This window comes from Nocardia sp. NPDC046473, from assembly GCF_040645995.1.
Lineage (GTDB): Bacteria > Actinomycetota > Actinomycetes > Mycobacteriales > Mycobacteriaceae > Nocardia.
This window is the reverse complement of the sequence record NZ_JBEYZJ010000005.1, coordinates 284,647-311,094: the sequence shown is the minus strand read 5'-3', so window position 1 is coordinate 311,094 and position 26,448 is coordinate 284,647. Positions and strand designations below refer to the sequence as shown.

Here is a 26,448-nt window from a genome sequence, read left to right as displayed (position 1 = left end):
GATCGACGCTACGGCGGGGATCGGTCCAACTGGGTTGCGCACTGGGTATTTTCGCGACCGTAGCGATGGTGAGCGTCACGACCGCACCGAGTGCCGCAGCCAGGGTTACCAGCTTGGCGGCCGCGCCCGGTATGAGCTGGGGCCCGGCTACTCCATACGGGACGAACTGCACCTACACGCTGACCGCGACGGTCACCAACCCGAATCCGGTGGCGTTCTACGATTTCGGACCAGAGTCGACCTTCGCCCCGGACCGCTACAGCCATCCCACCGCGGGCACCACGACCGTGCGCTGGACCCCGACCCAGCCGGGCAGGCACCGGATCATGGCCTATCAAACCTTCACGGGCGGGCCTGCGATGGATACCGCTGCGCTGGACATCCAGGTCGGCACCGGGATCAACACCGGCTCCGCATGCATCGTGCCGTCATAGGCTCCCCCGTTCCGGCACCGCGTTTCGGCGCGGTTCGACGATGTGGCCGCCCTGCTGCGCTGAATGTGGTGCTCGCTGGGTAACGGCGACAAACGGTTCCTGGTCGCAGGAGACGTAGGCGGTGTGGCCGGTATCCTGGTGGTTGAGCCTCTGCGTCCTAGGGCATGTGGGGCAGTACTGAGCGGGTTGGATTCGAAGCAATGCAGCGGCGGGTGGGGGCACGCCCCGAAGACGGTGACGCCGTTCCGATTGCGGTCGTGGCAGCGCTGCAGCACAGTGGACGTAGCGACAACTGGCGCAACGCCTTCTACATCGGTCTCGATTGGGGGATCATCGCGCTCGCCATCGCCATCCCCGAGTACTTCAACAGTTGGTCACTGTGGTTGCTTGCGGTGGTGATCATCGGCAGCCGGATGCGCGCATTAGCGAATCTGATGCACGAAGCGGCGCATCGCAAGTTGTTCCGGAGCCGGTCGATCAATGACGCTGTGGGAGCGGCGCTGTGCGCGTGGCCGATACTCGTTGATTATCAGACCTATCTGACTCGGCATCGTCGCCATCACGCGCGGCTGTGGTCCGAGCGCGACGATCCGGACTTCGACTTCTTCCGCCGGACCGGTGCCGAATATCAGACGTCCGACCAGATGTCGTTCCGCCGGTTCGCACTGATCCACATCGCGTACGGCCTGTTCACCGTATGGTCCCCGGTCCGGCTATGGCATGGCCTCGGCCGCGGCAGTGGGCTGGCGATCCGGCTGCTGGGCGCTGCGGCAGTAGCCGCCGCGGTGACACTGGCGACGCGACAACTTCCGATTCCGCTGATCGCGTTCTGGGCGGTGCCGTGGATCACGACGTTTCAGAGTTTCACCTATTGGGCCGAACTCGGTGAGCACGCGGGGTTGCGCGCGAGGGGCCGAAAGTGGGGTAGCCGCAACTGGTTTGGGGGACGGCTCACCCGAACGTTGATCGGCCCGCATTCCGACGACTCTTACCATCTACTGCACCATTGGTTTCCGACCGTTCCACATTATCGGCTGAAAAGTCTGCACCGAGTATGCCTGCGGCAATGGTCCCGATACCGAGAGCATCAGCGGTGTGGAGGCTTCTTCCTATCCACGGCACGGGGACGGTCGGTGCTCTATGACGTGTGGGCCGGCGGTGCGATCGATTCCGAAGCTGACAACATTCGCATGTAGACGTTGTCGGCGGGTGCGTTTTCGGTCAACCTGTCCACCAATGCCCGATGCGCGGCATCGACGGTCTCGTCTGTCATGCAGCTGAGCGCGTCGAGAGTGAACAAGACGCAGGTGGCCGATCCGCTCAGTTGGGTTCTGCGACACTGACGCCAGTTCCATCGGCGGCAGGTGACACCGCGCGTATCGCGCCAGACGACCTCGCCCGGTTCGGGATACTCCGTCACCGATTCGCCGTTCGCGATGGTCTCGAACGGCTCGGTGCCCGCCGCGACAGACAGCCGAGGCGAGCCGTGGAAGCCGGCCACATTCTCGCCACCGATCGGGATGAGAAAGTCCAGCGATACCGAGTTGTAGATATCGGTGATCCGGTCGCCCCTGGGCACTCCGCCGAGCGCGCGCCGCAGCAACGCCTCGGCCGCGTAGATGATCAGTCGTGCGCAGGTGCCTGCCAGGTCAGCGTGACCTTCAGGTGCCCCTCCATGCCGGTCCGCGCGATAATGGCACCCGCCTCGGCGCTCAACGTCACGCCGAACTCGATCTCGATATTCTCCGGGCCATCGACGGCATCGCGAAATCCGCGCACGGTCTCCGCCGCTGCCTGACGCACGCTCGACAACGCTGCGGCCAGTGACGTCGCCACGGCGTCAACCGTCTTCCCGGCCCGGGAGGTCAGGTTGACACCCTCGGCCGTCTGGGCCGCAATGAGTACGTGACTACCGTCTTCCAGTGCGTATCTGATGAGTTCGGACATAGGTATCCGGTCCTTCCACGGATTGGACAAGTGCGCACATCGCTACGGTGCTGTGACCGGTCGTAGCGCGATGGAATGCTCGACGGTCCAACTCCGGGTGTTCCAGGCCCGCACCACCCCCTCGTATCCCCCGGAGTACAACAAGCGGCCGTCCGCGCAATAACAGGCGCCCATCACGAAGTCCTCGTGCGGCAGCGTTGCCAGCAATTCCCCGACACCACTGGACCACACCTTGACGGTCTTGTCGTCGGAGCAGCTGACCAGGTGCGCACCATCAGGTGCGTACGCGACGTCGTTGATCATGTCGGTGTGTTGTGTCGACCGCCATTCCGGCCGCAGTTCGGCCGTGTTCCAGACGATCAGCTCGCCGGTCCAGGATCCGGTTGCGATCTGCCGGCCGTCGGGCGATACCGCCATGCCGCGGATCGGTTCTTCCTGGGCCTCGAGACGGTCGCCACCGACCGAGTGCCAAATCCGCACAGTGCGATCGGTTCCCGCGCTGACCACCATGCCGCTGACGGGGTCGATGTCGATGGCGTGGATGCTGTCGGTGTGGCCGGTGAGGTTCTCGCGATGGACTCCTCCTGGCAGGGTGTATATCGCGATGTCACGTCCGTATCCGCCGCACAGGAGCGCATCGTCGTCACCGGCGAATCGGACCGCGTTGACCCGCTCGCCCGTATCCAGTTCCAGTACAACGCGATAGGACGGCACGGAGCGCACCAGAACGCGCCCATCCCAGCCACCGGATGCCATCAGATGTCCGTCGCGGCTATAGGCAACGCACCGTACCCAATCGCGGTGCGAGTCGAGTTCGGCGAACGGTTGCAGGTCTGCGGTGAACACCCGCACAACGCCGTCGGCGCACGCCGCAGCGACATGTTCGCCGCCGACAGCGATCTGGAACACGATCGGCTCGTCCCCAATGGTGTCGCCCACGCTCATCTGCACATCCATGCACAATCCACGCAGGAACGTATTGTTGGTCCGATCCAGCGAGTACGCCTTGATCAGCCGCAGGTCGTCGGCCCCGAGCAGCTGGCCGAGGAAAACTCCCACCTCGAATTGCACTGCCCGCGGCCACAAATCCATGTGCGGCCACTGCGATAGATACCGCGCCAACTTTTTGGCGACGAAGAATTCCATGAACGACTTGTGCGCAAACCGGTAGTTGCCATGCGCGTCGCGCGCCAGAAACGAGCAGGCACGGATGTTGACGTCGACGCGATCAAGCCATTCACCGTTGCGACGGCGCCCCTCCGAGAAGTAGCTCGACACCGCCTCGGACAGCTCCTCGTGCGAGATCGACAGTCGATCCTCGCGATACATGCGCCAGGCCAACTCCTCGGCGAACAGCTCACGCTCGTGGGTGGTCACCTCGGATCGGTCATCGTCACGATCGAGCCAGAACTTGGTGTAGACGTCGTAAAGGCTCGCCGAGGTTACCTCGTCCCGTGAGCGCATCGCGAACAGTTCCTCGAGCGAATTGACCATGATGTTGGCCAGGATCGGCGTTCTCGCCAGATCGGCAAGATTGTAGATCGTCTGCATGCGCAGCCATTGCTCGCGATAGTTCGCCGAATGCCGCGACATCAGATCCAGTAACCGTGACTCGTCGTACTTGCTCAGCTCCAGGATTCGAAAATCGCGCCGGTGATGCATTTCTCGCATCAACGGCGTCATATTCTTGGGGGCCAGCGTGGCAAGAGATTGGTGTTCGCTGCGGAAATAGTGTGTGCGGCAGGTCAGCACCACCTTCGCCCGTCCTGCGGCGAGATGGCTGATCTGGCTGAACAGTTGCAGGACCCCACGCCGGTCGAGACGGTCGGCGACTTCGTCGAACCCGTCGACGAACAGCACGAAGCGGCCGTCGCGCATCATGATGTCGACCGCGGTCGCGTCCGCGCTGCGGATGCCGTATTCGTTCAGCACGTCCTGGACGAACCCGCGGACTCCCACGCGCGGGTCCAGATCCCGCAACGGAACGAACAGCGGAATTCTCGTCGCCCTCGGATTCATGAGACAGATCTTGGCCAGCTCATAGGTCAGGCGCAGGCACAACGTGGTTTTGCCGGTGCCGTAGTCACCGAGGAAGGACAACAGGCTCTGCTCGTCGTCATTCAGGAACTCCGTGAAAGCCTCTCGGGCGCTGACATATTCGTTACCGGAGACCGGATCGATGCAGCCGATGTCGATGTAGTAGCGGTACAGGTCGCACCACCTGAATTGCTCGATCACCGGGACTCGGTGCACATCGGCGAACTCATGAAAGTTCTCGAAGTCGTAGACGACATCGCGCAGATAATCCGAGCAATCGATCAAGCGGCCTTCGAGCTCGTTGAAGGACAACAGTTCCACACCCATTGCTTCGATCCCCGCGCGCGGGTCCGGCACCCGCCCACCCTGGACGACGAGAAACGCTTTGTCCCGTTTTTCCTGTACCGCTACCGACTTCAACGAGAGCACCGCGTGCTCGAGGTCCTCGTCCCACCTACTCGGCTCACGGTCGAAACAGCCCACGACAATGCTGATCTGGGTGATCCCCAAGCGAAGGTCGGCGAAGAACGACGGCAGCCGCGCGATGTCCGGGCGGCGGCTCGAATCGACCCGATATCCCATGGACTGGAACAGCAGCGCTGTGTGGTCACGGAAGCGCGCGTGGCTGGTGGTGATAATGGCCTCCAACTCCGACCACCGCTGGGCGGCGCTGACGATAGGGATGGCGAACCCTACCCCGCGGTCGTCGAATTTGGCGTTAACCAACGCGAAGACCTTGCCGCTACGCGTGTTGAGCAACGGCGCTCCGCTGAGCCCCCGCTGTACATCGGTGTCGCACACCACGATCAGCTGCTGCTCCCGCAGCCGGATGTCCCCGGTCACCCGGCCGATCACCGGATATCCGGAGGAGAAGTGCTCCTGATACTGATAGCCGTACGACCAGACGGTGTCGCCGACCTGCCACTCCGAACCCAATTCTGCCGCCCGGCGATTCACCGCCTCTTCGAGGTGCAGCACCGCCACGTCCGCGTCCGGGTCAGACAGATCGAAGCATAGTTGCGCTGGTATCACGTGCTCGTCACCGTCGAAACGCACCCGCAACAGTTGGTCGAAAGCCTCGACCACATGCCAGCATGTCAACACGTATCCACGCGGTGAGGCCAGAAATCCGGTCCCCAAGGTAATACCGCTGCGACACTCGACGCGCACTATTGCCTGTTTGAGAATCTCGCTGTCCATCGGCCCCACCAGCCGCGGGCACGTCCCGCCTCCACACATCGTGACACAGCCGCTCGGATGCCGAGGGCATCCCGATCGAACTCAATCCCGTTCTAGCGCGGGGTTCAGCTTGCTCATTCGGCGCAGACCGGCGGGAACCGCACCGGCAAGGTCGCGAGCGCACGGTGGAACGGCCCCGGCCGCCAGGCCAATTCGGCTGCGGGGACGGATAATTCGAGGTCGGGCAGGATGTCCAGTAGCTGGTCCACGGCTTCCTGAGCGACCAGGTACGCGGCGGAGCGCGCTGGGCAAGCGTGCGGCCCCGCACTGCATAACCGCCTTGCTCCTCGACCACACACTCCCCTACGAAAGCCCCGTTGGATATGCAACGCGTTACTCCGAGAGCAGGCGAATGCCAAGGGCGGTAATGGCATACCGCACGTTGCGCCCCGATCGCTCCCGAGCGATGAGCCCGCTGTCGCGCAGTACGCGCAGATGCTGCGACACCGCGCTGGGCGTGACACCGAACATCCGAGCCAAGTCCCCGGTCGTCGCGGGAGATCGCAACGTTTCGAGCAGTTCGGTCCGCACCCGGCCGAGTAAGCGGACCGTGCTGGCCGCGGGCGTCTGCGTGCCCGCAGTCCACAGCGCTCCGATACCTCTTGCTGGATACCGCACTGTGGTCTGAGTGGACGTGCTCTTCTTGATCAGCACTTCGGGAGAGCCGAGAACGACGGGGATCAGGACAAGCCCACCCGGTCCGAGGTTCACCGGACGTTCGGTCCGTGGTCGCCGCAGCAGCAGCCGACCGTCGCGCCACTGCAGATCCGGGTGCAGGTCGGCGAACAACTTCTCGGCGCCACCGGCGACCAGCTGCTTGGCGCGATAACTGACGTCGGCATCAAGGACCGCCCGGATACGTGACCAGTGCGGGGCGACGAGGCGGTCATGTGCCGCAAGCAATTCCGCCGCGATCGCACGCAATCCGGCGGCCGGCCGGACGGCGAGCGAGGCGACGCTCCCCGGAAGTGTCTCGCCGAACACGTATCGTAGGCTGGCCCGCACCTGCCCGGCGCTGGTGCGTTGCAACGCAGCCAGATCATCGGTGATAGCTGACTCGGCGCCCACCGGTGCGGGGACCAGAAATTCGGGCCAGCTCGCGCGCACGTTTGCGATCAGCGGCCAGGTGAGTGGCAGGTCGAGTGGATCCCCGGCGAGCTCGTCGGCCGCCCATCGCAACCAAGGCAGGTTACTGGCCCGCCGCTGGTGGCCCGCGAGTTGTTGCAGCCCGGACACCGTCTCCGACAGCGGCGAGATCGCGAAGCGCGTAGCCGCCAGCTCGGCAACGCCAAGATCGATCCGCAAGGTCATCATTCGAGTGTGTAGCACTGACCTAAATACTGTCGCGACGGCGCCGAAACCCAGACGATCTCGAGATGACCCGGACAAACGTTGCGCCACGCCTGTCTCGCGCCTACTGGCGGTCCTGGTGGGCGGCGGGTATCAGCAACGTCGGCGATGGCGCCTTCGCCGCAGCAGTTCCGCTGCTGACAGTGACGATCACCCACGACCCTCGACTCATGTCGCTCGTGGCTGCCGCGATGTATCTGCCCTGGTTGCTATTGTCGCTGCACGCAGGCGCCCTGATAGACCGGCGCGATCCGGTCGGCCTGATGTGGCGCTCGCAAGCGATCCAGGCGGTAATCGTCGGTGTCGTCGCAGTCCTTGCCGTCGTCGGCCACGTCGACATCTTTGTGCTGGTATGCGCCGCCTTCGGGTTGGGGGCGTGCGATGTCGTTTTCAGCATCGCGGCACAGGCCAATCTGGCGGACATTGTCGCGAAGTCGTTGCTACACAAGGCGAATGGCAATCAGCAGACGGCGGTAACGGTCGGCAAGCAGTTCCTGGGACCACCGTTGGGCGGTCTCCTGTTCGCCGTTGCCGCGGCGCTGCCGTTCGGGCTGGATGCTGTCACGTTTGCTGCGTCCGCCGTGTTGGTGTCGACACTGCCCAGGCGGCGCAGGCCGGTGGTCGAGCATCGACCGATCGCGGACGGCTTGCGCTGGCTGGCCCAGCACCGGCTGCTGCGCACACTCGCAATCCTGCTCGGTGTCAACGCTTTCTGCGGGCAGGTCGGCAACGTAGTGCTCGTCTTGCTCGCGACTCAGACGTTGCGGATCGACACCGCCGGCTATGGTCTGCTGCTCGCTTGCGCCGCGATCGGCAGCGTGCTCGGCGGTCTGCTCAACGCACGCATCATCGAAAAGATCGGCGCACTTCCCGCGCTGCTCACCGCACTCGGCACCAATGTCGTTGTCTTCGTTGGCATCGGACTGAGCCCGAACGGGTTCGTGCTGGGCAGCATGCTGGCGGTCAACGGCTTCGTCGTCACGCTCTGGAACATCGTGGTCATCAGCCTCCGACAGGAAACCGTGCCGACCGAGCTGTTCGGACGGGTCAGCAGCGTCTACAAGATGGTCGGTTGGGGACTGATCCCGCTCGGCGCACTGACCGGCGGACTGGTGGCACATCTGCTCGGACTGCGCGCGCCGTATCTCGCCGCCGGCGGACTCCGCGGGATCGCGTTACTACTCGCGGCGCCCACCCTGTTCCACGCGATGCGTGACCAGTCTCGGCTCGCAACAGACGCCGATTCGGACTCTCCTGATCGAGATGTGCTGTCCGCGTAGGTTTCAGTGATTCATGCGCCCTGACGAACCGTCGGCCAGCGACCAGTTGTGGATGTCTGCCAGCGAGGTCCGGCGAAACCCGCTGGTAGACAGCGGTTCTCGGCGGTCAGGTCGGATTAGGATCTGGCTGAGGGAATCTGCGGACCTTCCCTTCCCCCTTGCCTACAGTGACGCAGACATCCCCTGAATTAGAGGGTTAGCGCGTTCGCGATGGTATCGATCTTCAAGCGATTTAGCGGCCGGATTGCGCAAGCAGCGCCGACTGGCCAAATCGGTATCCCGAACAGTCAAGGGCTCCAACAACAGACGACGCGCGGTGGCCCGGTTGGGTCGCCATCACACACGTGTGCGCAACACCGTGGTGCGCAGATCAGCGCGGCCGAGGCTCCGACGGGAGTGCACGGTCGATCTCGGACATATGCTCCTCGGCCCACGCCCGGAGCGCGGCGAGTGGCACCTCGAGTGACAGACCCAAATCGGTGAGCCGATAGTGCACCCGCGGTGGCACTGTCGGCTCCACCCGCCGGGCGACGAGACCGTCCTGGGTCAGACCTTGCAGAGTGACCGACAGCATCTTCTGCGAGACGCCGGGCATCCGACGCCGCAGCTCGGCGAAACGCACCTCGCCGGGAGCGGCCTCGGCGAGCAGCTTGACGACCATCGACACCCACTTGGTACCGATACGGTCCAGCAGATGACGCGTCGGGCATTTCGGGTCGAACACATCGCCACGTTCGCCGACGGAACGGGTAGTCACCTGGAACTCACCACCTGAGGTAAAAGTGCCTTCTTGGCACCGAGATTAACGGTACCTAGCCTCAGTTGGTAACTGATGGTTACCACCTAGGAGAATTCAGTGACTCTGCCCACTATCTCGTTGCGGCACATCGCAACCAACAACATCCGGACCGAAGTCGCGATTGCCGGCGAAGGGCCCGCGGTGTTGCTACTGCACGGATTCCCGCACACCTGGCAACTGTGGCGCGAGGTGATCGGCCCACTCGCCCAACAGCATCGAGTCATCGCACCGGATCTGCGCGGCCTCGGCGCGGCCACCCGCGCGACCGACGGCTACGACGCAGGCACCCTGGCCGCCGATGCCGAAGGGCTGCTCGACGCACTCGACGAGCCTGCCGCGACAATCGTGGCGATCGACGCGAGCACACCGGCCGCGTTCCTGCTGGCCATGCGCCGCCCCGAGCGAGTGCGAAGGCTGGTACTCATGGAATCGCTGCTGGGCGCGCTGCCCGGCGCCGAGGGTTTCCTGGCCGGCGGCGCACCTTGGTGGTTCGGCTTCCATTCGGTGCCCGGCCTCGCCGAAACCGTGCTCGCCGGAAACGAATCCGACTACATCGACTGGTTCCTCACCACCGGCACCCACGGCCGCGGCATACCCGATGAAATCCGTGACGCCTTCGTCGCCGCCTACACCGGCCCCGACGCACTGCGCTGCGCATTCTCCTACTACCGAGCCATGCCCACCAGCGCCCGCCAGCTCGAGCAAGCCGCCGCAACCGGCAGACTGACCGTCCCCACCATGGCCATCGGCGCCCACCCCGTCGGCGACGCCCTCGAGCGCCAACTGCGCCCGATCACCGACAACCTGGTCGGCCACGTGATCCCCGACTGCGGGCACATCATTCCATTGGACGGCACCACACAGCTACTCGATCTCTTGACTGATTTCCTTGCCGCCGAAGACAAGTCAGCGCTCAAGTCAACAAGCCTCGGCGGCAACGCGATTCACAACTAGCTGAACCGACCACGGTCGAGCACTGCCTGCCCATCTCACCAACGAAGGGCACCGCCGCCTCGCCGCGGCACGCGCCGCCTTCTACGCCATCGATCAACGCATGGCCGACGCCGCACTCGAGCAGCATCGCGCCGAATTCCTCGCCGACCTCGACCGTATGGCGGCCGCACTCGACCGGTGAAAGGGTTTGTGCGCCATGCACACTGACGTGGCAGTGATCACCAGCCCCGCTCAGCAGCTTTCACGTCGCCCGCCGCGATAGCCTGCACCAAATCGGCGTGATCGGTATGGGTTTGCGCGGCGTACTTTCGGGCAAAGTCGAGAATCCCGGCGGCGAACGCCGCACCTTTTCCGATGTACGCGTCGATCGCCTCGGGTTCGCCGCTGCGGGCGTGTGATTTGGCCAGCGCCGCGCCACACGTCTCGGCGAACTGCGGCAAGTAGCCCGCGATCTTACTACCGCTGGGAATTATCTTCATGTCGCGGAATTGTCGTGCGTAGTAGTCGATCCCCGTCCGCACGTACGTGACCGAGAAAGATGTCGCTCGCGGATTGCATCAACCGCTGACCGACACAGACCCGCTCGCCATGGTTGCCGAACGCGCTCGCGCCGAGGAATTCCTCGTACACCGAGGCGGTCGCCTGCTTCATCTGGAAGAACACCAGCTCCCCGCTGTCGCCCTCCATGAGATGCAGGTAGACGCGCATGCCGACGCTCCCGACCCCGACCACCTGCTGGACCGTATCCAGCCGGGAGAATCGCCCGACGAGCCGAATCAGATGGGGCGGGATCGACGCCAGATATGTGTCGAAGATTTGTTCGTACACCCTGATCTCATCCGCATCGGTCAGGCTGACATGGCGGCGTTTTATCGGATCTTCGGCGATACGACGCTGCCCGTTCTCTTCGGTGACCAACTGACGAGCCGTACCCTCTTGCGAGCGCTTCTTGCTCGCCTTGCCGATCGTCTTTTTCGCGTCCTTGGCGAACTGCGAGGTGAGGTGTTGCAACGGCACATCCGCGGTGATCCGGTCGTACCACACCTCCAGCTCACCCGAATTGGCGTAACGGCGCATCGCCGAGCGATAGCCGTCGACCGCCGCCGTGGCTGCCGCGTCAGCCGTCGATGTCGCGATTCCCTCCGTGGCGGCGAGCACATAAACACTCGTACAGAGACGTTTGAGGTCCCACTCGAACGGACCGGGCAATGTCTCGTCGAAGTCGCGCGCGTCGAAAAGCAATTGTCGTTCCGGGGATGCCCACAGCCCGAAGTTGAGGATGTGGGCATCCCCGCACATCTGCACCATCAATCCCGAATGCTCGCGAGTAGCCAGGTCCGCAGCCATCACCGCCGCCGCGCCCCGCAGATACGCCCACGCCGACGACGACATCCGCGCGTACCGCAACGGAAGCAACTCCGCATCACGCACCGCTTCCTGGGCTTGCAGCCTGCCCAGAGCCGACACCGTGCGATCATTCGGATTCCACTCTCCCGCGGACCGCCGCGGCACACGCGCTCGCGCCGCGCGGCCTGCCTCGCTGTCCCGGTCGATCGCCGGGAGGGCCCTGACCCGCGCCGATGGCGGCGAGATCGGGTCGGCCGCAGAGAGTTCTGTGCTCATCGTGGTCCCTTCGTCGCACTCGGCCCGGGAGGAAACAAACCAGTCACAGCATCAGCCGCTATAGAGCAGCAGGCAACATACAGCAAACCATCAAGTGCACGAGTTGACCAGTAGGTCAGCCTGCGACCAGCTGTGGGTACATAGTTTCGATCGGCGCCGCGAGATTGTGCTTCACCTGCGCGCTGATGTCGTCGGCGAGGAATTCGAGTTCGCCCGCTTCGACGCCGTCGAGCGGAATGCGCACGATGTCGGCCGGGTCGTTCTTCGGTACGTCGAGGCGGGCGGTCATCGGGGTGTCGGTATAGCCGAGGTGTAGCCCGACGACCTGCGTTCCATGCGGCGCGAGTTCGAGGCGAAGCGAGTTGGTCGCCGACCAGAGGGCCGCCTTCGATGCCTGCGAATTCGTCAACCCCGCGGAACCCGCGACCATGGCCCAAACCGTGCACACACCCTGCGGTCAAATCAGCCGGGATCGGCGCTACTGCGCTACCTGCGAGACCGACATCCAGGACGGCGACGTCGCATGGTTGCTGCCCTGGCTCTCCCCCTCACCCCTTCCACTGGCGACGGCCGGGCCGACGGCAGCGTGATAGGAAACGTTGCAGCGGCAGTCATACCCCGTCCCGGCCAACGCATTCGACACGGGTGCGGCGCACGTATAGAACGGAGTCGTGAATTCACCTCTGCTCGCTCGTGCGCACGCCATCCTCCGCGACACCCCGGTGGTGGACGGGCATAACGATCTTCCGTGGGCCATGCGGATCGCGGCCAACTACGATCTCGACGCGGTCGATCTGGCGACGGATCAGAGTGGACGGTTGCACACAGATCTCGATCGACTTCGCGCCGGTGGGGTCGGTGCGCAGTTCTGGTCGGTGTTTGTGCCCAGCAACTTGGCCGGGGATGCCGCCGTCAGCGCGACTCTGGAGCAAATCGACTTTGTCCGGGCGCTGACCGAGCGATTCCCCGATCGGCTGCAATTGGCTTGTACCGCCGACGAAATGGAGTCCGCTCGCGCCGCAGGCCGGATCGCCTCGTTGATCGGTGCCGAGGGCGGACACAGCATCAACAACTCGCTCGCGACCCTGCGCGCACTGCACCGGTTAGGCGTGCGGTACATGACCCTCACGCACAACGACAATGTGCCATGGGCAGATTCGGCCACCGACGAACCAAAAGCGGGCGGGCTCACCGCCTTCGGCGCCGAGGTGGTCCGCGAGATGAACCGCGTCGGCATGCTCGTCGACCTGTCCCACGTCTCCCCCGACACCATGCGCGCGGCGATCACGATTTCCGAAGCCCCCGTAATCTTTTCGCACTCCTGCGCCCGCGCGATCTGCGACCATCCACGCAACATCCCCGACGACGTCCTTTCCACCCTCCCCGCCAACGGCGGCGTAGCGATGGCCGCGTTCGTCGGCTACTTCCTACTACCCGCCGCCAAGGACTGGGCCGCCGCAGCCGACGAATACGTCCAGGCCAACGGCTTCCACCGCATGGACTGGTCCCCTGAGGCGACCGAATGCCGCCGAACCTTCGAGTCCACCCACCCCCGCCCACCGGTCACCGTGGCGACCGTCGCCGACCACCTCGATCACCTACGAGAAGTGGCCGGCATCAACCACATCGGCCTCGGCGGCGACTTCGACGGCGCCAACTACTTCCCCGCGAAACTGGACAACGTCGCCGGTTACCCGAACCTCATCGCTGAACTACTGGATCGCGGCTGGTCCGACCCCGACATCGGAAAACTCACCTGGCACAACGCCGTTCGCGTCCTCCGCGACGCCGAAGCGGTCGCGACCGACCTCCAGCACACCCGCCGCCCCGCCAACGCCACCATCGACCAACTCGACGGTTCCGCGCACTGACTGGACATAATGAAATCCCCTGCATGGCAACAACTTGTCAACGTGCCAACGCTTCTACAATGGCCGGATGACAGTGGCGGTGTGGGTCAAAGTCTTCGATGGCATCGTCCTTTCGACTGACTCTGCGACCACACTGGTGCATCCCCTGGGCGAGCAGGTCTACAACAATGCCGACAAGATCTTCAACCTGCACCGGGCGCTACCGGTCGCAGCAATGACGTGGGGATTGGGCCATATCGGACCGGCGAGTATCTCGACGTTGTCCAAAACTCTTCGTCTACGGCTCATGGGACGTGACCCCGGCTACCTAGATTGGAAGGTCGACGTCGACGACTACACAGTCGAACAGATCGCCGTCAGAGCAGCCGAACTGTTCGCCACCGCCGCAACCGAAGCCGCCCTGCTGGAGATACCAGGCGAGATGGGATACCTGGTGGCTGGGTACTCTGCGGGATCGGATCAGGCCGAAGCATGGCTACTGAAGTTCCACGGGACAACAATGCATCCGACCCCTACCCTCGAGCTGGGCACCAACGAAACCGGCTTCCGTGCCTACGCCAAACCAGCCGCGGTCGAGCGGTTGTTCAACGGCTACGACGCTCGGCTCGAGGCCGCACTGAAGAGCAAGATCGACGAGTCCTCCCACACCGAGATCGACAAGATCCTCTCAGCACAGGCCATGGATCCGGTACCAGCGGGAATGCCACTGCCGGATGCGATCGCACTGGCACGGTTCATGGTGGAAATCACTGCGGGCTTCACTCGATTCAAGCTTGGACCCGATACAGTGGGAGGACCGGTCGAGGTAGCTTCCATCAACCTGCATGAAGGTTTCCGATGGATCGCCCGCAAGCACTACTTCACGGCTGAGCTCAACCAAGGAGAGCCCGCATGACTATCCATCTCAACCGAGGCACCGGGAAAGCGCAGGCTGCCTCTACGGAGTCGCGCGGATCGGTCTTTCAATCCGGTGGGCAGACCAAGCAGATGCCGGCGCGGCCGAAGGTGACTCCCAGCCAGCCCAAGCCGAGCAAGAAGGATCGCTAGCACCGAGGCCGATCGGCCCGGTACCGCCGTGCGCGGTGCCGGTCGCCCTGGCAAGGGCGAAGGCCCCAACGACGGCGGCGGTTCGGTGTACCGCCTGAGGCAGTATTGATCAATTCGTCAAGTGTTGTGCAAGAAAACTGACGAGTCGACCGGCGACTTCCTGGGTGGTCCATTGCAGCGAGTTCTGCGGGTTGCCGGTGAAGGCTACGTCGCCGTGGGCCGCGCCGTCGACGGTGTGTTTGCCCGATGTCATGTCCACCTACCCGAAACTAGTTGGGCACAACCGGTGTTCGAATCCGTCAGTTGACGTAGTTCGCCCTACCCGAAGCCGACGGGATAGCTCACGCCGCGGGTTGGCCGAAGCCATCAGTGTCAGCGAAGTTCCACAGCAGCGAGATGAGCTCGGCGGGCGATTCGATCTGCGGAAGGTGCCCGGTGTCCTTCATGATGACGAGCTGAGCATCGGGGATGGCATCGGCGAAGGCCCGCCCGTTCTCCGGGTCGGTGACGCGATCGGCCTCGCCCCAGATGACAAGGGTCGGCAAGGTGATCTCGGGCAGCCGACCGCGCAGCGTCGGATCGACCATCGACCCGCCGTAAACCTGAAGCGTGCCGCGATTTGCCGCCATCACCTGCAGCACAGCCGGACTGAGCTGTGCCGGGTCGATCCGATAGGTGTCGGGGTCCGCATAGCTGTAGTCCGCGATCTGAGCGAGGTCGAGGGCGAAGAAGTCGATGATCGGGTGATCAGGCGCCTCGATACCGACTGCGTCGACGAGAACCACGCTGGACACCCGATCCGGGTGCAGCAGCGCGAGTTCGGCCGCGATCCAACCGCCGACGGAGTTACCGACAACGGTGACATCGGTGAGCTCGAGCGTGTCCAGCAGCGCAACGTAGAGAGCAGCGAGTTCGCCGACGGTAGTGAGTGATTCGGGTCGCTCGGTGCCATCGAAACCGGGGTGAGTGGGGGTGAGGACGCGAGCGTGCCGCTCGGCGGCGAAGCGATCGGCGAAGGCGGCAACCGAGACCAAGCCTGCCCCGCCGTGCAGCAGCAGAATCGGGCGGCCCTCCCCTCGCTCGCTGATCCGGACCGCAACGCTGCCGACTCCGGGGAGCTCGACATCGACAGTGTGGGTAATCGTTGAGTTCATATCAGGAACCTTATACAAACATGCTGATATAAACAAGCTGAGTTATGATCGTGCAATGACCTCGATCGAATCGGTAGCTCTGTCGATCAAGCGCGTGCAACACCGCCACCACCGCGCTTTCACCGCCGAACTCGCCGACCTCGGCGTTTCGCTGGTGCAATGGGACACGCTGCGGCATCTCGAACAACATCCCGACGCCTCGCTGCATGATCTGGCGCAGCTGACCTTTCAGACCGACCAGTCCTTCGGGACGCTGGCGACGCGAATGGTCGACCGCGGCCTCATCGAGCGCGTGCCGGGCCCCGGTCGCGCCGTCCGCCACCGGCTCACCGCCAAGGGCGAGGAGATCCGCGCCGAGGGTGCGCGCCGGGTCCGCGAGACGCAGCACCGATCCTTCGACGGACTATCCCCCGCGCAGATCGACACGCTCGGCGAGCTCCTCGACCAGATCCTGGCCACACCGCTCGAACACAACGCCGCCCCGACAACCTGACGCGGTCGAGGACCGCATAACACCTCGACGAACGTCGAATGCCGCCGACCTGCAGGGAAGACGCTGTACGGTTCCGGGAGCGGCAAGAGGGCTGCACGGACGCGCGCTCGCGTCGGCGCAGATCGGAGCGACTGTGGTATCCGTTGTCCGGACGGATGATTCGAAGCTACGGACGGAGTGCGGCGAGCAGATGCGCCACACTCCGTCGGCACCGACTGAACGGCACTAGGCAAGGGGACCGATGGACAGCGAATTCGACTCCGGCACTGTCGAACTGATGCGGGCCAACGAACGCAACTGGGACGCACGCACTCCCATCCACGCGGCCTCGCAGTTCTACGGCGCGGATGGCAGCACCCCGGCGCACTGGTGGTTCGCCGCATTCGAATGGGATGACCTGGGCCCCTTGGCCGATCGCGACCTGATCCACCTGCAATGCCACCTCGGCACCGAGACAATCGAATTCGCCCGCCGTGGCGCCCGCACCGTCGGCCTCGACTTCTCCGGCCAGGCCGTCGAACACGCCCGCCGCATCGCCCAGCACCACGGCGTCGACGTGGACTACGTCAAATCCAATGTGTACGAAGCGAAGACAGCGCTCGGCGGCCGCCGATTCGACATCGTCTACATCGGCAAAGGCTCGCTGTGTTACCTGCCGGACCTCGATCGGTGGGCGGCGGTAGTAGCCGAACTACTCGCGCCCGGCGGCCTGGCCTACGTCGTGGAATTCCACCCGCTGCTCACCTCGATGGGCCCCAAGCCGGACCCGAACCGGCAAGAGTTGGTGCTACGCAACGACTACCTCCAAGGCCGCGGCCCCGTCGAACACGACAGCACCCACACCTACACCGACGGCCCCGCCCTCCCGGCCGACGCGGCCCCGGTCTACGAATGGGCCCACGGCGTCGGCGAAGTCGTCACCGCCCTGATCAACGCAGGCCTGACCATCACCCGACTCCGCGAAACCGAGCAACTCCCCTGGCCCCGCTTCGACCGCATGATCCGCGACGCCCAAACCGGCTGGTGGCAACTACCTCCCACCGACCCCCACATCCCCCTGCTGTACGCCCTGACCGCAACCAAGCCGAACGGGACTGGCTAGCGACAGCTCCGACAGCCGGTATCGTGCCGACAACCGGTTGTTGTGAGAGGAGTCCGGGTGGAATTGGACCTCGGTGCGGTCCGCGCGTTCGTCGCCATCGCCGACCTGCAGCATTTCGGCGAGGCCGCGGACCAACTCGGGCTGACCCAGCAGGCGATCTCCAAGCGAATCGCCAAGCTGGAGGCCGGTCTGGGCGCCACGCTGTTCCAGCGCTCGCGCAACGGGAGCGGCCTCACCGAGGACGGCGCCACCTTCCTGCCGCATGCCAGGGCGCTCATCACACTGGCCGACCAGGCCAGTGAATCGGTCCGCGGACGAGTCCGTCCCCTGCGGGTCGACGTGCTCGAAACTCGGCTCGCGGCAACCGAATTGATCAGGGACTTCCACCACGCACACGCTGGCGTCGAGGTCGACATCATCACCTCCAGCGGACTGCGCAGCGGCCGGTCCGCGCTCGTCAACGGCGCGATCGACGTCGCCTTCGCCAGGGTCGTCGGCGCGCTCGACCCCTCGATCGAATACCTGCCCGCCTACCTCGAGCCACTGCACATCCTGATCGGCCGCAAGCATCCGCTGGCCGGCAACCGTCGAATTCGGCTGAGCGAGCTGACCGATTCGGTGGCGCGGATGCCAGGCAACGAACCAGAGAGCGAATGGGCCCAGTTCTACGACGATCTCGCCGCCGACTTCCACCTCACCATCGACACCTCGGGCCCCGACTTCGGCTTGGATCATCTGCTCGACGACATCGCCGACTCCGCGGACAGCTTCGTCTTCACCGGCGAAAGACTGCGCGCCCCATGGCATCCCGAGGTCGTGCAGATCCCGATCGTCGAGCCGATACCCGGTTACCCGCATTCCATGCTGTGGCAGCCACGGAATCGACATCCCGTGCTGCCCCGCCTCATCAACTATGTCGCGGCCGGCTTCCAGCCGTATGATCCCGAAATCCATTGGCTGCCAACGGCCGAACTGAGCAGCGGACTCTGGGGCAAAGCATCCGGCTCGGCCGCCTGACCGACCCGGCACGCCAGATCTACCGCCGCGCGGACAGCATCGCTTCCCTCGGCAACTCGCCCCGCCACGCGCGCCGAATTCGCCAGCACCTCTTCCATGACAACGGAACTGCCAGCACGGACAACCATCGGTTGTCCACCAACGCGTGTCGATTGTTTGATCCGCACTCCCCTGCTCGGCTCGAATAGGGCGATCCGAACCCCGGGTCGCATCTTGGAGGGCGTCTGTTGTCTACGTTCGTTCACCTGCACGTCCACACCGAATACTCGATGTTGGACGGTGCGGCGAAGATCAAACCGCTGTTCGACGAGGCAGGCAGGCTCGGCATGACCGCAGTCGGCATGACCGATCACGGAAACATGTTCGGCGCGGACGAGTTCTACCAGGTCGCCACCAAGGCGGGCATCAAACCCATCATCGGCATCGAGGCCTATCTGGCCCCGGGCAGCAGGCACCACAAGAAGCCGGTGTTCTGGGGTCAGGCGGGCCAGCGCGGATCCAACGGCGAGGGTGTCGGCGGAGACGTCTCCGGCGGTGGCGCCTACACCCACATGACCATGCTGGCGCAGAATCCTCGGGGCCTGCGCAACCTGTTCAAGCTGTCGTCGCTGGCCAGCATGGAGGGCTACTACCGCAAACCACGGATGGACCGCGAACTGATCGCCGCGCATGCCTCCGGCATCATCGCCACCACCGGTTGCCCGTCCGGCGAGGTCCAGACCAGGCTGCGCCTCGGCCAGCCCGCCGAGGCTATGCAGGCCGCGTCCGACTACCGCGACATCTTCGGCAAGGACAACTTCTTCGTCGAGTTGATGGATCATGGCCTGCCGATCGAGCGATCGGTCCGCGACGGACTGCTCGAGATCAGCACCAAACTCGGCCTGCCGCCGCTGGCCACCAACGACTCGCACTATGTGAGCAAGGACCAGTCCGAGGCGCACGCCGCACTGCTGTGCGTGCAGGCCGGTAAAACCCTCAGCGACCCAACCAGATTCAAATTCGACGGCAACGGCTACTACCTGCAGTCGGCCCAGGAGATGCGCACGTACTGGGACACCCAGGTGCCCGGCGCAGCGGACAACACCTTGCTGATCGCCGAACGAGTCGAGTCCTACGCCGAAGTGTGGGCGCACACCGACCGCATGCCGATCTATGAAGCCCCGCAGGGCTACGACGCGAACTCGTGGTTCCGCGCCGAAGTCATGCGCGGACTCGACCGTCGGTTTCCGGACGGGGTGACCGAGGAGTACGTGCGCAGGGCAGAGTTCGAAATCGACATCATCGTGGACAAGGGCTTCCCCGCCTACTTCCTGATCACCGCGGACCTGATGAATCACGCACGCCGAGAAGGCATCCGAGTCGGCCCGGGCCGCGGGTCGGCCGCCGGGTCGCTGGTCTCCTACGCCATGGGCATCACCAACCTGGACCCGATCGCGCACGGCCTGCTGTTCGAGCGATTCCTCAATCCCGAACGCGTGTCCATGCCCGATATCGACATGGACTTCGATGATCGCCGCCGCGGCGAGATGGTGCGCTACGCGACGGAGAAGTACGGTTCCGATCGCGTCGCGCAGGTGATCACTTTCGGCAAGATCAAAACGAAGGCGGCGATCAAAGACTCCGCGCGCGTCCACTACGGTCAGGCCGGCTTCGCTGTCGCCGACCGGATCTCGAAGGCGTTGCCACCGCCGGTGGCCGCCAAGGACATTCCGTTGTCCGGCATCACCGATCCGTCGCACGAGCGGTACCCGGAGGCGGCCGAGGTCAGGGCGCTGATCGAGACCGACAGCGACGTCGCCACCATCATGGATACCGCGCGCGGCCTCGAGGGTTTGATCCGCAACGCGGGCGTGCATGCCTGTGCGGTGATCATGTCGTCCGAACCGCTGGTCGACGTGACACCGCTGTGGCGACGCGACGACGGCGCGGTGATCACCGGCTGGGATTACCCGTCCTGCGAGGCCATCGGCCTGCTCAAGATGGACTTCCTCGGCCTGCGCAACCTCACGGTGATCGGCGACGCGATCGACAATATCCAGGCCAATCGCGGCGAGACGATCGACCTGGACTCGCTCGGCACCGACGATCCGAAAACCTACGAATTGCTCGGCCGCGGTGACAGTCTCGGCGTTTTCCAGCTCGACGGTGGCGCTATGCGTGACCTGCTCCGGCGGCTCGGGCCGACCGGCTTCGAGGACATCATCGCCGTCAACGCCCTGTACCGGCCGGGGCCGATGGCGATGAACACGCACAACAACTATGCCGACCGCAAGAACGACAGGCAGCGGATCGAGCCGATCCACGCGGAACTCGCGGAGCCGCTGCGCGACATTCTCGCCGAGACCTACGGGTTGGTCGTCTATCAGGAGCAGATCATGCAGATCGCGCAGCGAGTCGCGGGCTTCTCCATGGGGCGCGCGGACGTGCTACGCCGAGCGATGGGTAAGAAGAAGCTCGACGTGCTGCAGAAGGAGTTCGACGGGTTCCGAGCGGGCATGCGGGACAACGGATTCTCCGACGAGGCGGTGCAGGCGCTGTGGGACACCGTGCTGCCGTTCGCCGGATACGCCTTCAACAAGTCGCACGCGGCAGGATACGCACTGGTCGGCTACTGGACCGCCTACCTCAAGGCCAACTATCAAGCCGAATACATGGCGGCGCTGCTGACTTCGGTGTCCGACAACAAGGACAAGTCGGCCATCTACCTCGCCGAATGCAGGCAGCTCGGCGTCAAAGTCCTTGCGCCGGACGTCAACGAGTCCTCGCTGCGCTTCGCCGCCGTGGGCACCGACATCCGGTTCGGGCTCGGCGGCGTGCGCAATGTGGGGGCCAACGTCGTCGACTCGATCATCGAAACCCGCAGCGCCAAAGGCAAATACACCTCGTTCGCGAACTTTGTCGAGAAGTCGCAGTTGGTGTGCTGCAACAAGCGTGTCCTGGAATCGCTCATCAAGGCCGGTGCCTTCGACTCCTTCGGTCATCATCGCAAAGCGCTCATCGCCGTGCACGAGGAAGCGGTGGACGCGGTCACCGGCCTGAAACGCCAGGAGGCGATGGGGCAGTTCGATCTGTTCGGTCTGGAAGGCGCCGAGGAGACAGCCGGCGATTCCTCACCCCTTGCCCATCTGCGCTTCGACGCGGACGAATGGCCGCGTAAGGACATGCTCGCGCTGGAGCGAGAAATGCTGGGACTGTATGTTTCTGGCCATCCGCTGGACGGCGCCGACCACATCCTGCGCAAGAACGCGCCGAAACCGATCGCGGGGGTGCTCGCCAATCCGCCGCAGGAGGGGACGGTCACGGTCGCGGGGATCATCTCCTCGCTCGAGCGTCGGGTGAACAAGAAAGGCGAGAGCTGGGCGATCGCCGTAGTGGAGGATCTCGACGCCTCGATCGAGGTGCTGTTTTTCCCGAAGAGCTACAGCGTGTTCGCCACGGATCTGTCCGTCGATGCCGTGGTGGCGGTGGAGGGTCGGGTCAACTGGCGCGAGGACAAGATGTCGGTGTTCGGCTCACACGTCGCGGTACTCGACGTGAGCTATCTGGACGGCGGCCAACAGCGCCCGCCCTTGATGCTGGAGCTCAACGCCAGAAGCACCAGCCGTGACAGCGTTTTGGAACTCAAGTCGGCGCTGCAAGCCCATCACGGCAACACTCCGGTGCGGATCGTGCTGTGCCACCGGGCGAAGCGGACGACGCTCGCGATCGCCGACTACCCGGTGGCGGTGAGCCCGGCGTTGCTCGGTGAGTTGCGGGCGCTGCGCGGGGTCAAAGTGTTGCCCTGACGAACTCCGCGGCGGCAGCGCCCATCAATTCCTCGTCTGCGTCCGCAGGTATCGCCTGCATCGCCAATTCGCTGAGCAGAGCGGCAATTTCGAGCAGGTCTGCGTGCACGATATCCCCGTGGCGAACGATGTGTTCGATCACTGCGCGCACGGCAGAGCTTTCGCTGTCACAGCGCGGGCAGAGACCGACGGTTCTGATCCCACGCACCTCGAATCCGTCCACCCGCAGGAAAGAATGCGGGACCCGCACTGCACAAATCAAGCTGCCCGCGCACCGATGGCACGGCAAATCGTCGACATACGCAATCTCCAGATCCAGCACGGAATGATTCCACTAGATCCCAAATGCCTTGTCCAACAAACAAAACACCCAATCCCCAACCGCTGGTTGTACATAACGCCCGCCCCGCCATCGAGTCGAGTCATATGGTCGTTAAACGATCTTCAACAGCGACCCTTTGACTCGGCTCGATGGCGCCGACGACCCTTTGACTCGACTCGACGGCACCAACGATCGTTCGGCTCGGCTTGTTTTCCCCAGCTTCTTTCAACCGGACCACAGCCAGTCCGCACGCTGGAACTCGAGCGTTGCCCATCACAGGCTGCGGAAGAGAAAGCCGGGGACCCCACCTGACGTGCTCAGCACCATCCGGTCATTCCCTCGGACGGGTATACCTATCCGGGCAAGTGCACCTAAGGATTTCCCAAGGTGACCAGCTCAATGAGCTGAAGACCGATCCCTGTTTTCCTGTGAGTAGTGTGGGCGCGTCGTGTGCCGTACCCGGCTTTAGGTGCACGTCAGGCGCGCGGTGTCGCGTTGCGGAGGTGGTCATCTGGCTGTGGTTGCGTCACAAACGCTTTGGACAACAGCGGGTCGTCGGTGACGGTTCTGGTGGTCCACCATCCCCGCGAAGTGGTCGGTGACGGTTCTGGTTGTCGACCAGCCCCACAAGGTGATCGGTAGCGGTTCTGCCAGTCGATCAGCCCCGCCGGGTGGTCCGCAGCCGGTGTGCTCGAGGATCTGCACTCTGACTCGGGATCTGCACTGGGGCGGAATAGGGCCCTAAAGACAGTGCAGGTCCCGAGTGAGAGTGCGAATTCCGCTTTCGGCTTGGCGAGGTAGGGAGCCGAGCACTCGTGGCCGGTGCTGTAGCCGGTTTCGACCACGGATCCGCGCCCTCTTCCGGAATCCGCCCGGCATTGGCCCTAATCCGAGTGCACGAACCCGACACGGGGTGCCGATTCCGCTGTCCGCGTGGCGAATTGGAGGCCGCTCACCCTTTGTGTGACCCTCACCCCCGGTATAGCTGGTGTGGGGGTTATACAAAGGGTTGGTGGATGGGCACTAGCTCGGTGATCGGGCTGTCAGGGTCGGGAATTGTACTACCTTTCGGGATCTGTACCTGGTGCGGATCTCGGGTGAGAGCTGAGGAGTATGCGAAAGACGAAGCGGGTGGGTGGAGTTGGCCTATCTGGCGGGTGGTTTACGGGCGCGTGGTAGGTAATTGGAGTACTACCGCTGCTTGCGGGCGGAAATTGTTCGGCTGTCGCCGCGGAATTCGGCGACTACCTGGTCGCCGGTGGTGACGGTTACGTCGTATATTTCGTTTCGGCCGAAGCGGGCTCGCTTGACGGCGTCTGCGACGAGGATGTCGCCGGCCTTTGTCGGGCGTAGGTATCGGATGTCGGCGCGGGCCGCTACATTCGCCTTGCCATAGCTGTTGCATGCCACGGCGAAGGTGGTGTCGGCGATGAAGACGTAGGGCCGTGGGTGATGAAATGTCCGTTCAGCATCGATGATGTGACGGTCATCGTGGTGGGGGCATGGCCTGCGGACAACGCCAGGATTTCGATGCCCGATAGCCGCGATGCGATGTCGGCTTCGAACGTCTCCCTGGCGCTGTCCATGCCGTGCGCACTCACCTGACGGAATGTTCTTCCTGGGTGAACATGGTGACTCCGCCGGTGGCGAAGTTGCGCAGGTCCTTGCCTGCGGCCAGCATTTCGGGTGAGGACATGCCTGCCTTCAGTGCCTGTTCGTCGGTGAAATACAGGCTCGCCACCATGTAGCACGGCGGCTCACTGTCATCGACCGAAGTCACTTTGCCCCAGGTGAATTCGGTGAGGCCGGGCACCGCGCGGGCGAGCGGGATGTGCACGGAGGTGTAGTACTCGTCGAATGCTGCGGGATTCTCCGGCTTGCCGTAGCAGACGGCAATACGAAAGGTCATGATTCCTCCGGTTTGGCGACGAGCGTCAGCACGTCGTAGGTGGCGACGGCCGCGTCGTTCTGGTTGACAACCACTGCATCCCAACGCACTTCACCGTAGTCAGCGCTCTGCCGTGGCGTGATCTGCTTCGCGGTCAGCGTCACGGTGAGCGAATCGTCCGCCTGCACGGGCGTCAGGAACCTCAGGTTGTCGACCCCGAAATTGGCCAGGACGGGGCCCGGTGCCGGGTCGACGAACAGTCCGGCGGCGAGGGATACCACCAGGTATCCGTGCGCGACGATGCCGCCGAACAGTGGGTTCGCGGCGGCGGCTACCGGGTCGGTGTGCGCGTAGAAGGTGTCGCCGGTGAACTCGGCGAAGTGCTCGATGTCGGCGCGACTCACCTGGCGTGGACCGCCGACGATGGTATCGCCGAGCCGCAGTTCGCCGAGGTTCTTGCGGAACGGATGCACGTCACCGGCAACACGGTCCGCACCGTCGACCCACCTGTTCCCCACTGCGGTAAGCACATTCGGCGTGCCCTGGATCGCAGTGCGCTGCATGTGGTGCAGCACGCCACGGATACCACCGAGCTCCTCACCACCGCCTGCGCGGCCGGGGCCACCGTGTACGAGAACGGGCAGCGGCGAGCCGTGGCCGGTCGATTCGCGCGCGTCCTCGCTGTCGAGCACGAGGATCCGGCCGTGGTACGGCGCTAGGCCGAGCACGATCTGGCGCGCGACGGCCGCATCTTTCGTGACGACCGAGGCGACGAGGCTGCCTTTTCCGCGGGCGACCAGGTCGATCAATTCGTCGGCGTTGTCGTAGCCGAGCACCGTCGCGACCGGGCCGAACGCTTCGATCTCGTGCGGCTCGGTCGCGGCTTTATCATTGCTACGCAACAGAATCGGCGACATGAACGCGCCTGCCGACGCCGACGCTCCGACCACGTCCACCGATTCTGGATCACCGAACACGATGTCCGCCGACTTGGTCAGTGACCGAACCGATTTCACGACCTCGTCGCGCTGCTCCAAGCTGGCCAGCGCGCCCATGGTGACACCCTCGACATCCGGATCACCGACGACGACCTTCGCCAGCCGCGCCTTTGTCGCATCGATCACGGCGTCCACCAGCGCCGCCGGGACGAATGCGCGACGGATCGCGGTGCACTTCTGCCCGGCCTTGGCGGTCATCTCGGTGACGAGTTGCTTGATGTAGAGCTCGAATTCGGGATCGTCGGTCGTCACATCGAGCCCGAGCACCGAGGCGTTGAGGGAATCCGCCTCGGCCATGAAGTGCAGACCCGCGCCGACGACACTGGGATGTGCGCTCAGGGTCGCGGCGGTATCCGCCGATCCGGTGAAGGCGACGGAGTCCTGGCCGCCGAGATGGTCGAGCAGGCCACGGGCGCTGCCGGACAGCAACTGCACCGAACCTTCTGGCAGCACACCGGATTCGATGATCCGCCGAAACACGAGTTCGGTCAGGTACGCAGTTTGACTGGCGGGCTTGACAATCGAGGGCACGCCGGCGATGAACGCGGGCGCGAGCTTCTCGAGGAAACCCCAGACCGGGAAGTTGAACGCGTTGATCTGCACCGCCACCCCGCGGCGACTGGTGTAGATGTGCTGGCCGAGAAAGGTGCCGCCCTTACCGAGTTGCTCGACCGCGCCGTCGAGATACACCGTGTCGTTGGGCAATTCGCGGCGCGCCTTGCTCGCATAGCTCAGCAAGGTGCCGATGCCGCCGTCGATATCGATCCCGGAGTCGCGCTCGGTGGCACCGGTAAAGCGGGAGACCTCGTAGAACTCCGCCTTGCCCGCCAGCAACGTCTGACCGAGCTGCTTGAGCAGGGCCGCGCGCTCATGGAAGGTCAGCGCCGCCAGCGCGGGGCCGCCCACGGTGCGCGCGTAATCGACCGCGCCGGCGAGATCGAGCCCCGTCGACGAAATGCGGGCGACCTCCGCACCGTCGATGGCGCTGCGCAGCGGCGTGCCCGCGTCGGCCGCACTGAACCAGCTGCCCTGCACATAGCTTTCCAAGAGTCTACTCACAAGATCTCCATCCCACCGTACGTTCGGTAGGTAATTACGATCCCCTCAG

At 64.2% G+C, this 26,448-nt stretch carries 25 protein-coding genes and 2 pseudogenes; 12 read left to right on the top strand and 15 right to left on the bottom strand.

Translation table 11 applies throughout. The features are described from left to right. Positions 1-68 precede the first annotated feature (68 nt). A complete protein-coding gene (locus ABZ942_RS19360) occupies positions 69-434 on the top strand; it encodes a hypothetical protein (protein ID WP_357383759.1) in 366 nt (121 codons plus the stop codon). Positions 435-691: 257 nt separating this feature from the next. Next, complete coding sequence (locus ABZ942_RS19355; protein ID WP_357383757.1) at positions 692-1,630, top strand: fatty acid desaturase family protein; 939 nt, start codon at positions 692-694, stop codon at positions 1,628-1,630. On the opposite strand, the gene ABZ942_RS19350 is transcribed toward ABZ942_RS19355, so the two are convergent. From ABZ942_RS19350 to ABZ942_RS19330, 5 genes and pseudogenes are all read right to left on the bottom strand, one after another. After that, positions 1,573-2,013, bottom strand: coding sequence for a phenylalanine--tRNA ligase beta subunit-related protein (locus ABZ942_RS19350; RefSeq protein WP_357383755.1), 441 nt, complete (start codon positions 2,011-2,013; stop codon positions 1,573-1,575). The genes ABZ942_RS19355 and ABZ942_RS19350 overlap by 58 nt on opposite strands. A 44-nt stretch (positions 2,014-2,057) precedes the next feature. Continuing rightward, positions 2,058-2,381: a CU044_2847 family protein gene (locus ABZ942_RS19345; protein ID WP_357383753.1), complete on the bottom strand. Its 324-nt coding sequence runs from the start codon at positions 2,379-2,381 to the stop codon at positions 2,058-2,060. 42 nt (positions 2,382-2,423) lie between these two features. Beyond that, the gene (locus ABZ942_RS19340; RefSeq protein WP_357383751.1) at positions 2,424-5,618 is read right to left on the bottom strand and encodes a trypsin-like peptidase domain-containing protein; all 3,195 of its coding nucleotides are present in this window, start codon (positions 5,616-5,618) and stop codon (positions 2,424-2,426) included. A gap of 113 nt (positions 5,619-5,731) precedes the next feature. Next, positions 5,732-5,926 (bottom strand): annotated as a pseudogene (locus tag ABZ942_RS19335) (cytochrome P450); the annotation flags it as partial. A gap of 64 nt (positions 5,927-5,990) precedes the next feature. Then, entirely contained in the window at positions 5,991-6,968 is a 978-nt protein-coding gene (locus tag ABZ942_RS19330) for a DUF5937 family protein (RefSeq protein ID WP_357383749.1), read from the bottom strand. 65 nt (positions 6,969-7,033) lie between these two features. On the opposite strand from ABZ942_RS19330, the gene ABZ942_RS19325 reads away from it, so the two are divergent. Next, positions 7,034-8,287, top strand: a complete 1,254-nt coding sequence (locus ABZ942_RS19325) for an MFS transporter (protein ID WP_357383747.1) — start codon at positions 7,034-7,036, stop codon at positions 8,285-8,287. A gap of 370 nt (positions 8,288-8,657) precedes the next feature. Here ABZ942_RS19325 and ABZ942_RS19320 read toward each other — a convergent pair whose 3' ends face one another. Beyond that, positions 8,658-9,044, bottom strand: coding sequence for a helix-turn-helix domain-containing protein (locus ABZ942_RS19320; protein WP_357383745.1), 387 nt, complete (start codon positions 9,042-9,044; stop codon positions 8,658-8,660). A 99-nt stretch (positions 9,045-9,143) separates the two neighbouring features. On the opposite strand from ABZ942_RS19320, the gene ABZ942_RS19315 reads away from it, so the two are divergent. Beyond that, positions 9,144-10,040 (top strand): alpha/beta hydrolase, encoded by an 897-nt coding sequence (locus ABZ942_RS19315; protein ID WP_357383743.1) that lies wholly within the window; start codon positions 9,144-9,146, stop codon positions 10,038-10,040. A gap of 218 nt (positions 10,041-10,258) precedes the next feature. Here the strand turns inward: ABZ942_RS19315 and ABZ942_RS19310 are convergent, their stop codons facing one another. The 3 genes from ABZ942_RS19310 to ABZ942_RS19300 form a co-directional block, all read right to left on the bottom strand. Continuing rightward, positions 10,259-10,519, bottom strand: a complete 261-nt coding sequence (locus ABZ942_RS19310) for a DUF2252 family protein (protein ID WP_357383741.1) — start codon at positions 10,517-10,519, stop codon at positions 10,259-10,261. Continuing rightward, positions 10,497-11,663: a DUF2252 family protein gene (locus ABZ942_RS19305; RefSeq protein ID WP_357383739.1), complete on the bottom strand. Its 1,167-nt coding sequence runs from the start codon at positions 11,661-11,663 to the stop codon at positions 10,497-10,499. The genes ABZ942_RS19310 and ABZ942_RS19305 overlap by 23 nt, the downstream gene beginning before the upstream one ends. A 115-nt stretch (positions 11,664-11,778) precedes the next feature. Continuing rightward, on the bottom strand, positions 11,779-12,093 hold the full coding sequence (locus tag ABZ942_RS19300; RefSeq protein ID WP_357383737.1) for an SDR family NAD(P)-dependent oxidoreductase: 315 nt from the start codon (positions 12,091-12,093) through the stop codon (positions 11,779-11,781). A 241-nt stretch (positions 12,094-12,334) separates the two neighbouring features. On the opposite strand from ABZ942_RS19300, the gene ABZ942_RS19295 reads away from it, so the two are divergent. The 3 genes from ABZ942_RS19295 (at position 12,335) to ABZ942_RS19285 (ending at position 14,581) form a co-directional block, all read left to right on the top strand. Then, positions 12,335-13,534: a dipeptidase gene (locus ABZ942_RS19295; protein WP_357383735.1), complete on the top strand. Its 1,200-nt coding sequence runs from the start codon at positions 12,335-12,337 to the stop codon at positions 13,532-13,534. A gap of 67 nt (positions 13,535-13,601) precedes the next feature. Further along, positions 13,602-14,429 (top strand): hypothetical protein, encoded by an 828-nt coding sequence (locus ABZ942_RS19290; protein ID WP_357383733.1) that lies wholly within the window; start codon positions 13,602-13,604, stop codon positions 14,427-14,429. Then, positions 14,426-14,581, top strand: coding sequence for a hypothetical protein (locus ABZ942_RS19285; RefSeq protein WP_357383731.1), 156 nt, complete (start codon positions 14,426-14,428; stop codon positions 14,579-14,581). The genes ABZ942_RS19290 and ABZ942_RS19285 overlap by 4 nt, the downstream gene beginning before the upstream one ends. Before the next feature lie 109 nt (positions 14,582-14,690). On the opposite strand, the gene ABZ942_RS19280 is transcribed toward ABZ942_RS19285, so the two are convergent. Both ABZ942_RS19280 and ABZ942_RS19275 read right to left on the bottom strand, forming a co-directional pair. Then, complete coding sequence (locus tag ABZ942_RS19280; protein ID WP_357383729.1) at positions 14,691-14,840, bottom strand: hypothetical protein; 150 nt, start codon at positions 14,838-14,840, stop codon at positions 14,691-14,693. Positions 14,841-14,922: 82 nt separating this feature from the next. Next, entirely contained in the window at positions 14,923-15,735 is an 813-nt protein-coding gene (locus ABZ942_RS19275; protein ID WP_357383727.1) for an alpha/beta hydrolase, read from the bottom strand. A gap of 55 nt (positions 15,736-15,790) precedes the next feature. Between ABZ942_RS19275 and ABZ942_RS19270 the strand changes: the two genes are divergently transcribed. The 4 genes from ABZ942_RS19270 to dnaE all read left to right on the top strand — a co-directional run bounded on the left by ABZ942_RS19270 (position 15,791) and on the right by dnaE (position 22,132). Next, positions 15,791-16,228, top strand: a complete 438-nt coding sequence (locus tag ABZ942_RS19270; RefSeq protein WP_357383725.1) for a MarR family winged helix-turn-helix transcriptional regulator — start codon at positions 15,791-15,793, stop codon at positions 16,226-16,228. Between the two features lie 241 nt (positions 16,229-16,469). Next, complete coding sequence (locus ABZ942_RS19265) at positions 16,470-17,330, top strand: class I SAM-dependent methyltransferase (RefSeq protein WP_357383724.1); 861 nt, start codon at positions 16,470-16,472, stop codon at positions 17,328-17,330. Positions 17,331-17,387: 57 nt separating this feature from the next. Continuing rightward, positions 17,388-18,347, top strand: a complete 960-nt coding sequence (locus ABZ942_RS19260) for a LysR family transcriptional regulator (protein WP_357383722.1) — start codon at positions 17,388-17,390, stop codon at positions 18,345-18,347. Between the two features lie 224 nt (positions 18,348-18,571). Further along, a complete protein-coding gene (gene dnaE, locus ABZ942_RS19255) occupies positions 18,572-22,132 on the top strand; it encodes a DNA polymerase III subunit alpha (RefSeq protein ID WP_357384555.1) in 3,561 nt (1,186 codons plus the stop codon). Here the strand turns inward: dnaE and ABZ942_RS19250 are convergent. Together ABZ942_RS19250 and ABZ942_RS19245 are read right to left on the bottom strand one after the other, a co-directional pair. Continuing rightward, positions 22,116-22,454 carry a DUF6300 family protein gene (locus ABZ942_RS19250; RefSeq protein WP_357383720.1) on the bottom strand — a complete coding sequence of 113 codons (339 nt, stop codon included), beginning with the start codon at positions 22,452-22,454 and terminating at the stop codon, positions 22,116-22,118. The two genes, dnaE and ABZ942_RS19250, sit on opposite strands and share 17 nt — an antisense overlap. 1,191 nt (positions 22,455-23,645) lie before the next feature. Beyond that, positions 23,646-23,971, bottom strand: a pseudogene (locus ABZ942_RS19245) (hotdog fold thioesterase). Between ABZ942_RS19245 and ABZ942_RS19240 the strand changes: the two are divergent. Next, entirely contained in the window at positions 23,934-24,059 is a 126-nt protein-coding gene (locus ABZ942_RS19240) for a hypothetical protein (protein WP_357384585.1), read from the top strand. The pseudogene ABZ942_RS19245 and the gene ABZ942_RS19240 sit on opposite strands and share 38 nt — an antisense overlap. On the opposite strand, the gene ABZ942_RS19235 is transcribed toward ABZ942_RS19240, so the two are convergent. Continuing rightward, positions 24,052-24,363 carry an EthD family reductase gene (locus ABZ942_RS19235; protein ID WP_357383718.1) on the bottom strand — a complete coding sequence of 104 codons (312 nt, stop codon included), beginning with the start codon at positions 24,361-24,363 and terminating at the stop codon, positions 24,052-24,054. The two genes, ABZ942_RS19240 and ABZ942_RS19235, sit on opposite strands and share 8 nt — an antisense overlap. Then, positions 24,360-26,399, bottom strand: a complete 2,040-nt coding sequence (gene paaZ, locus ABZ942_RS19230) for a phenylacetic acid degradation bifunctional protein PaaZ (protein WP_357383716.1) — start codon at positions 26,397-26,399, stop codon at positions 24,360-24,362. The genes ABZ942_RS19235 and paaZ overlap by 4 nt, the downstream gene beginning before the upstream one ends. Positions 26,400-26,448 lie beyond the last annotated feature (49 nt).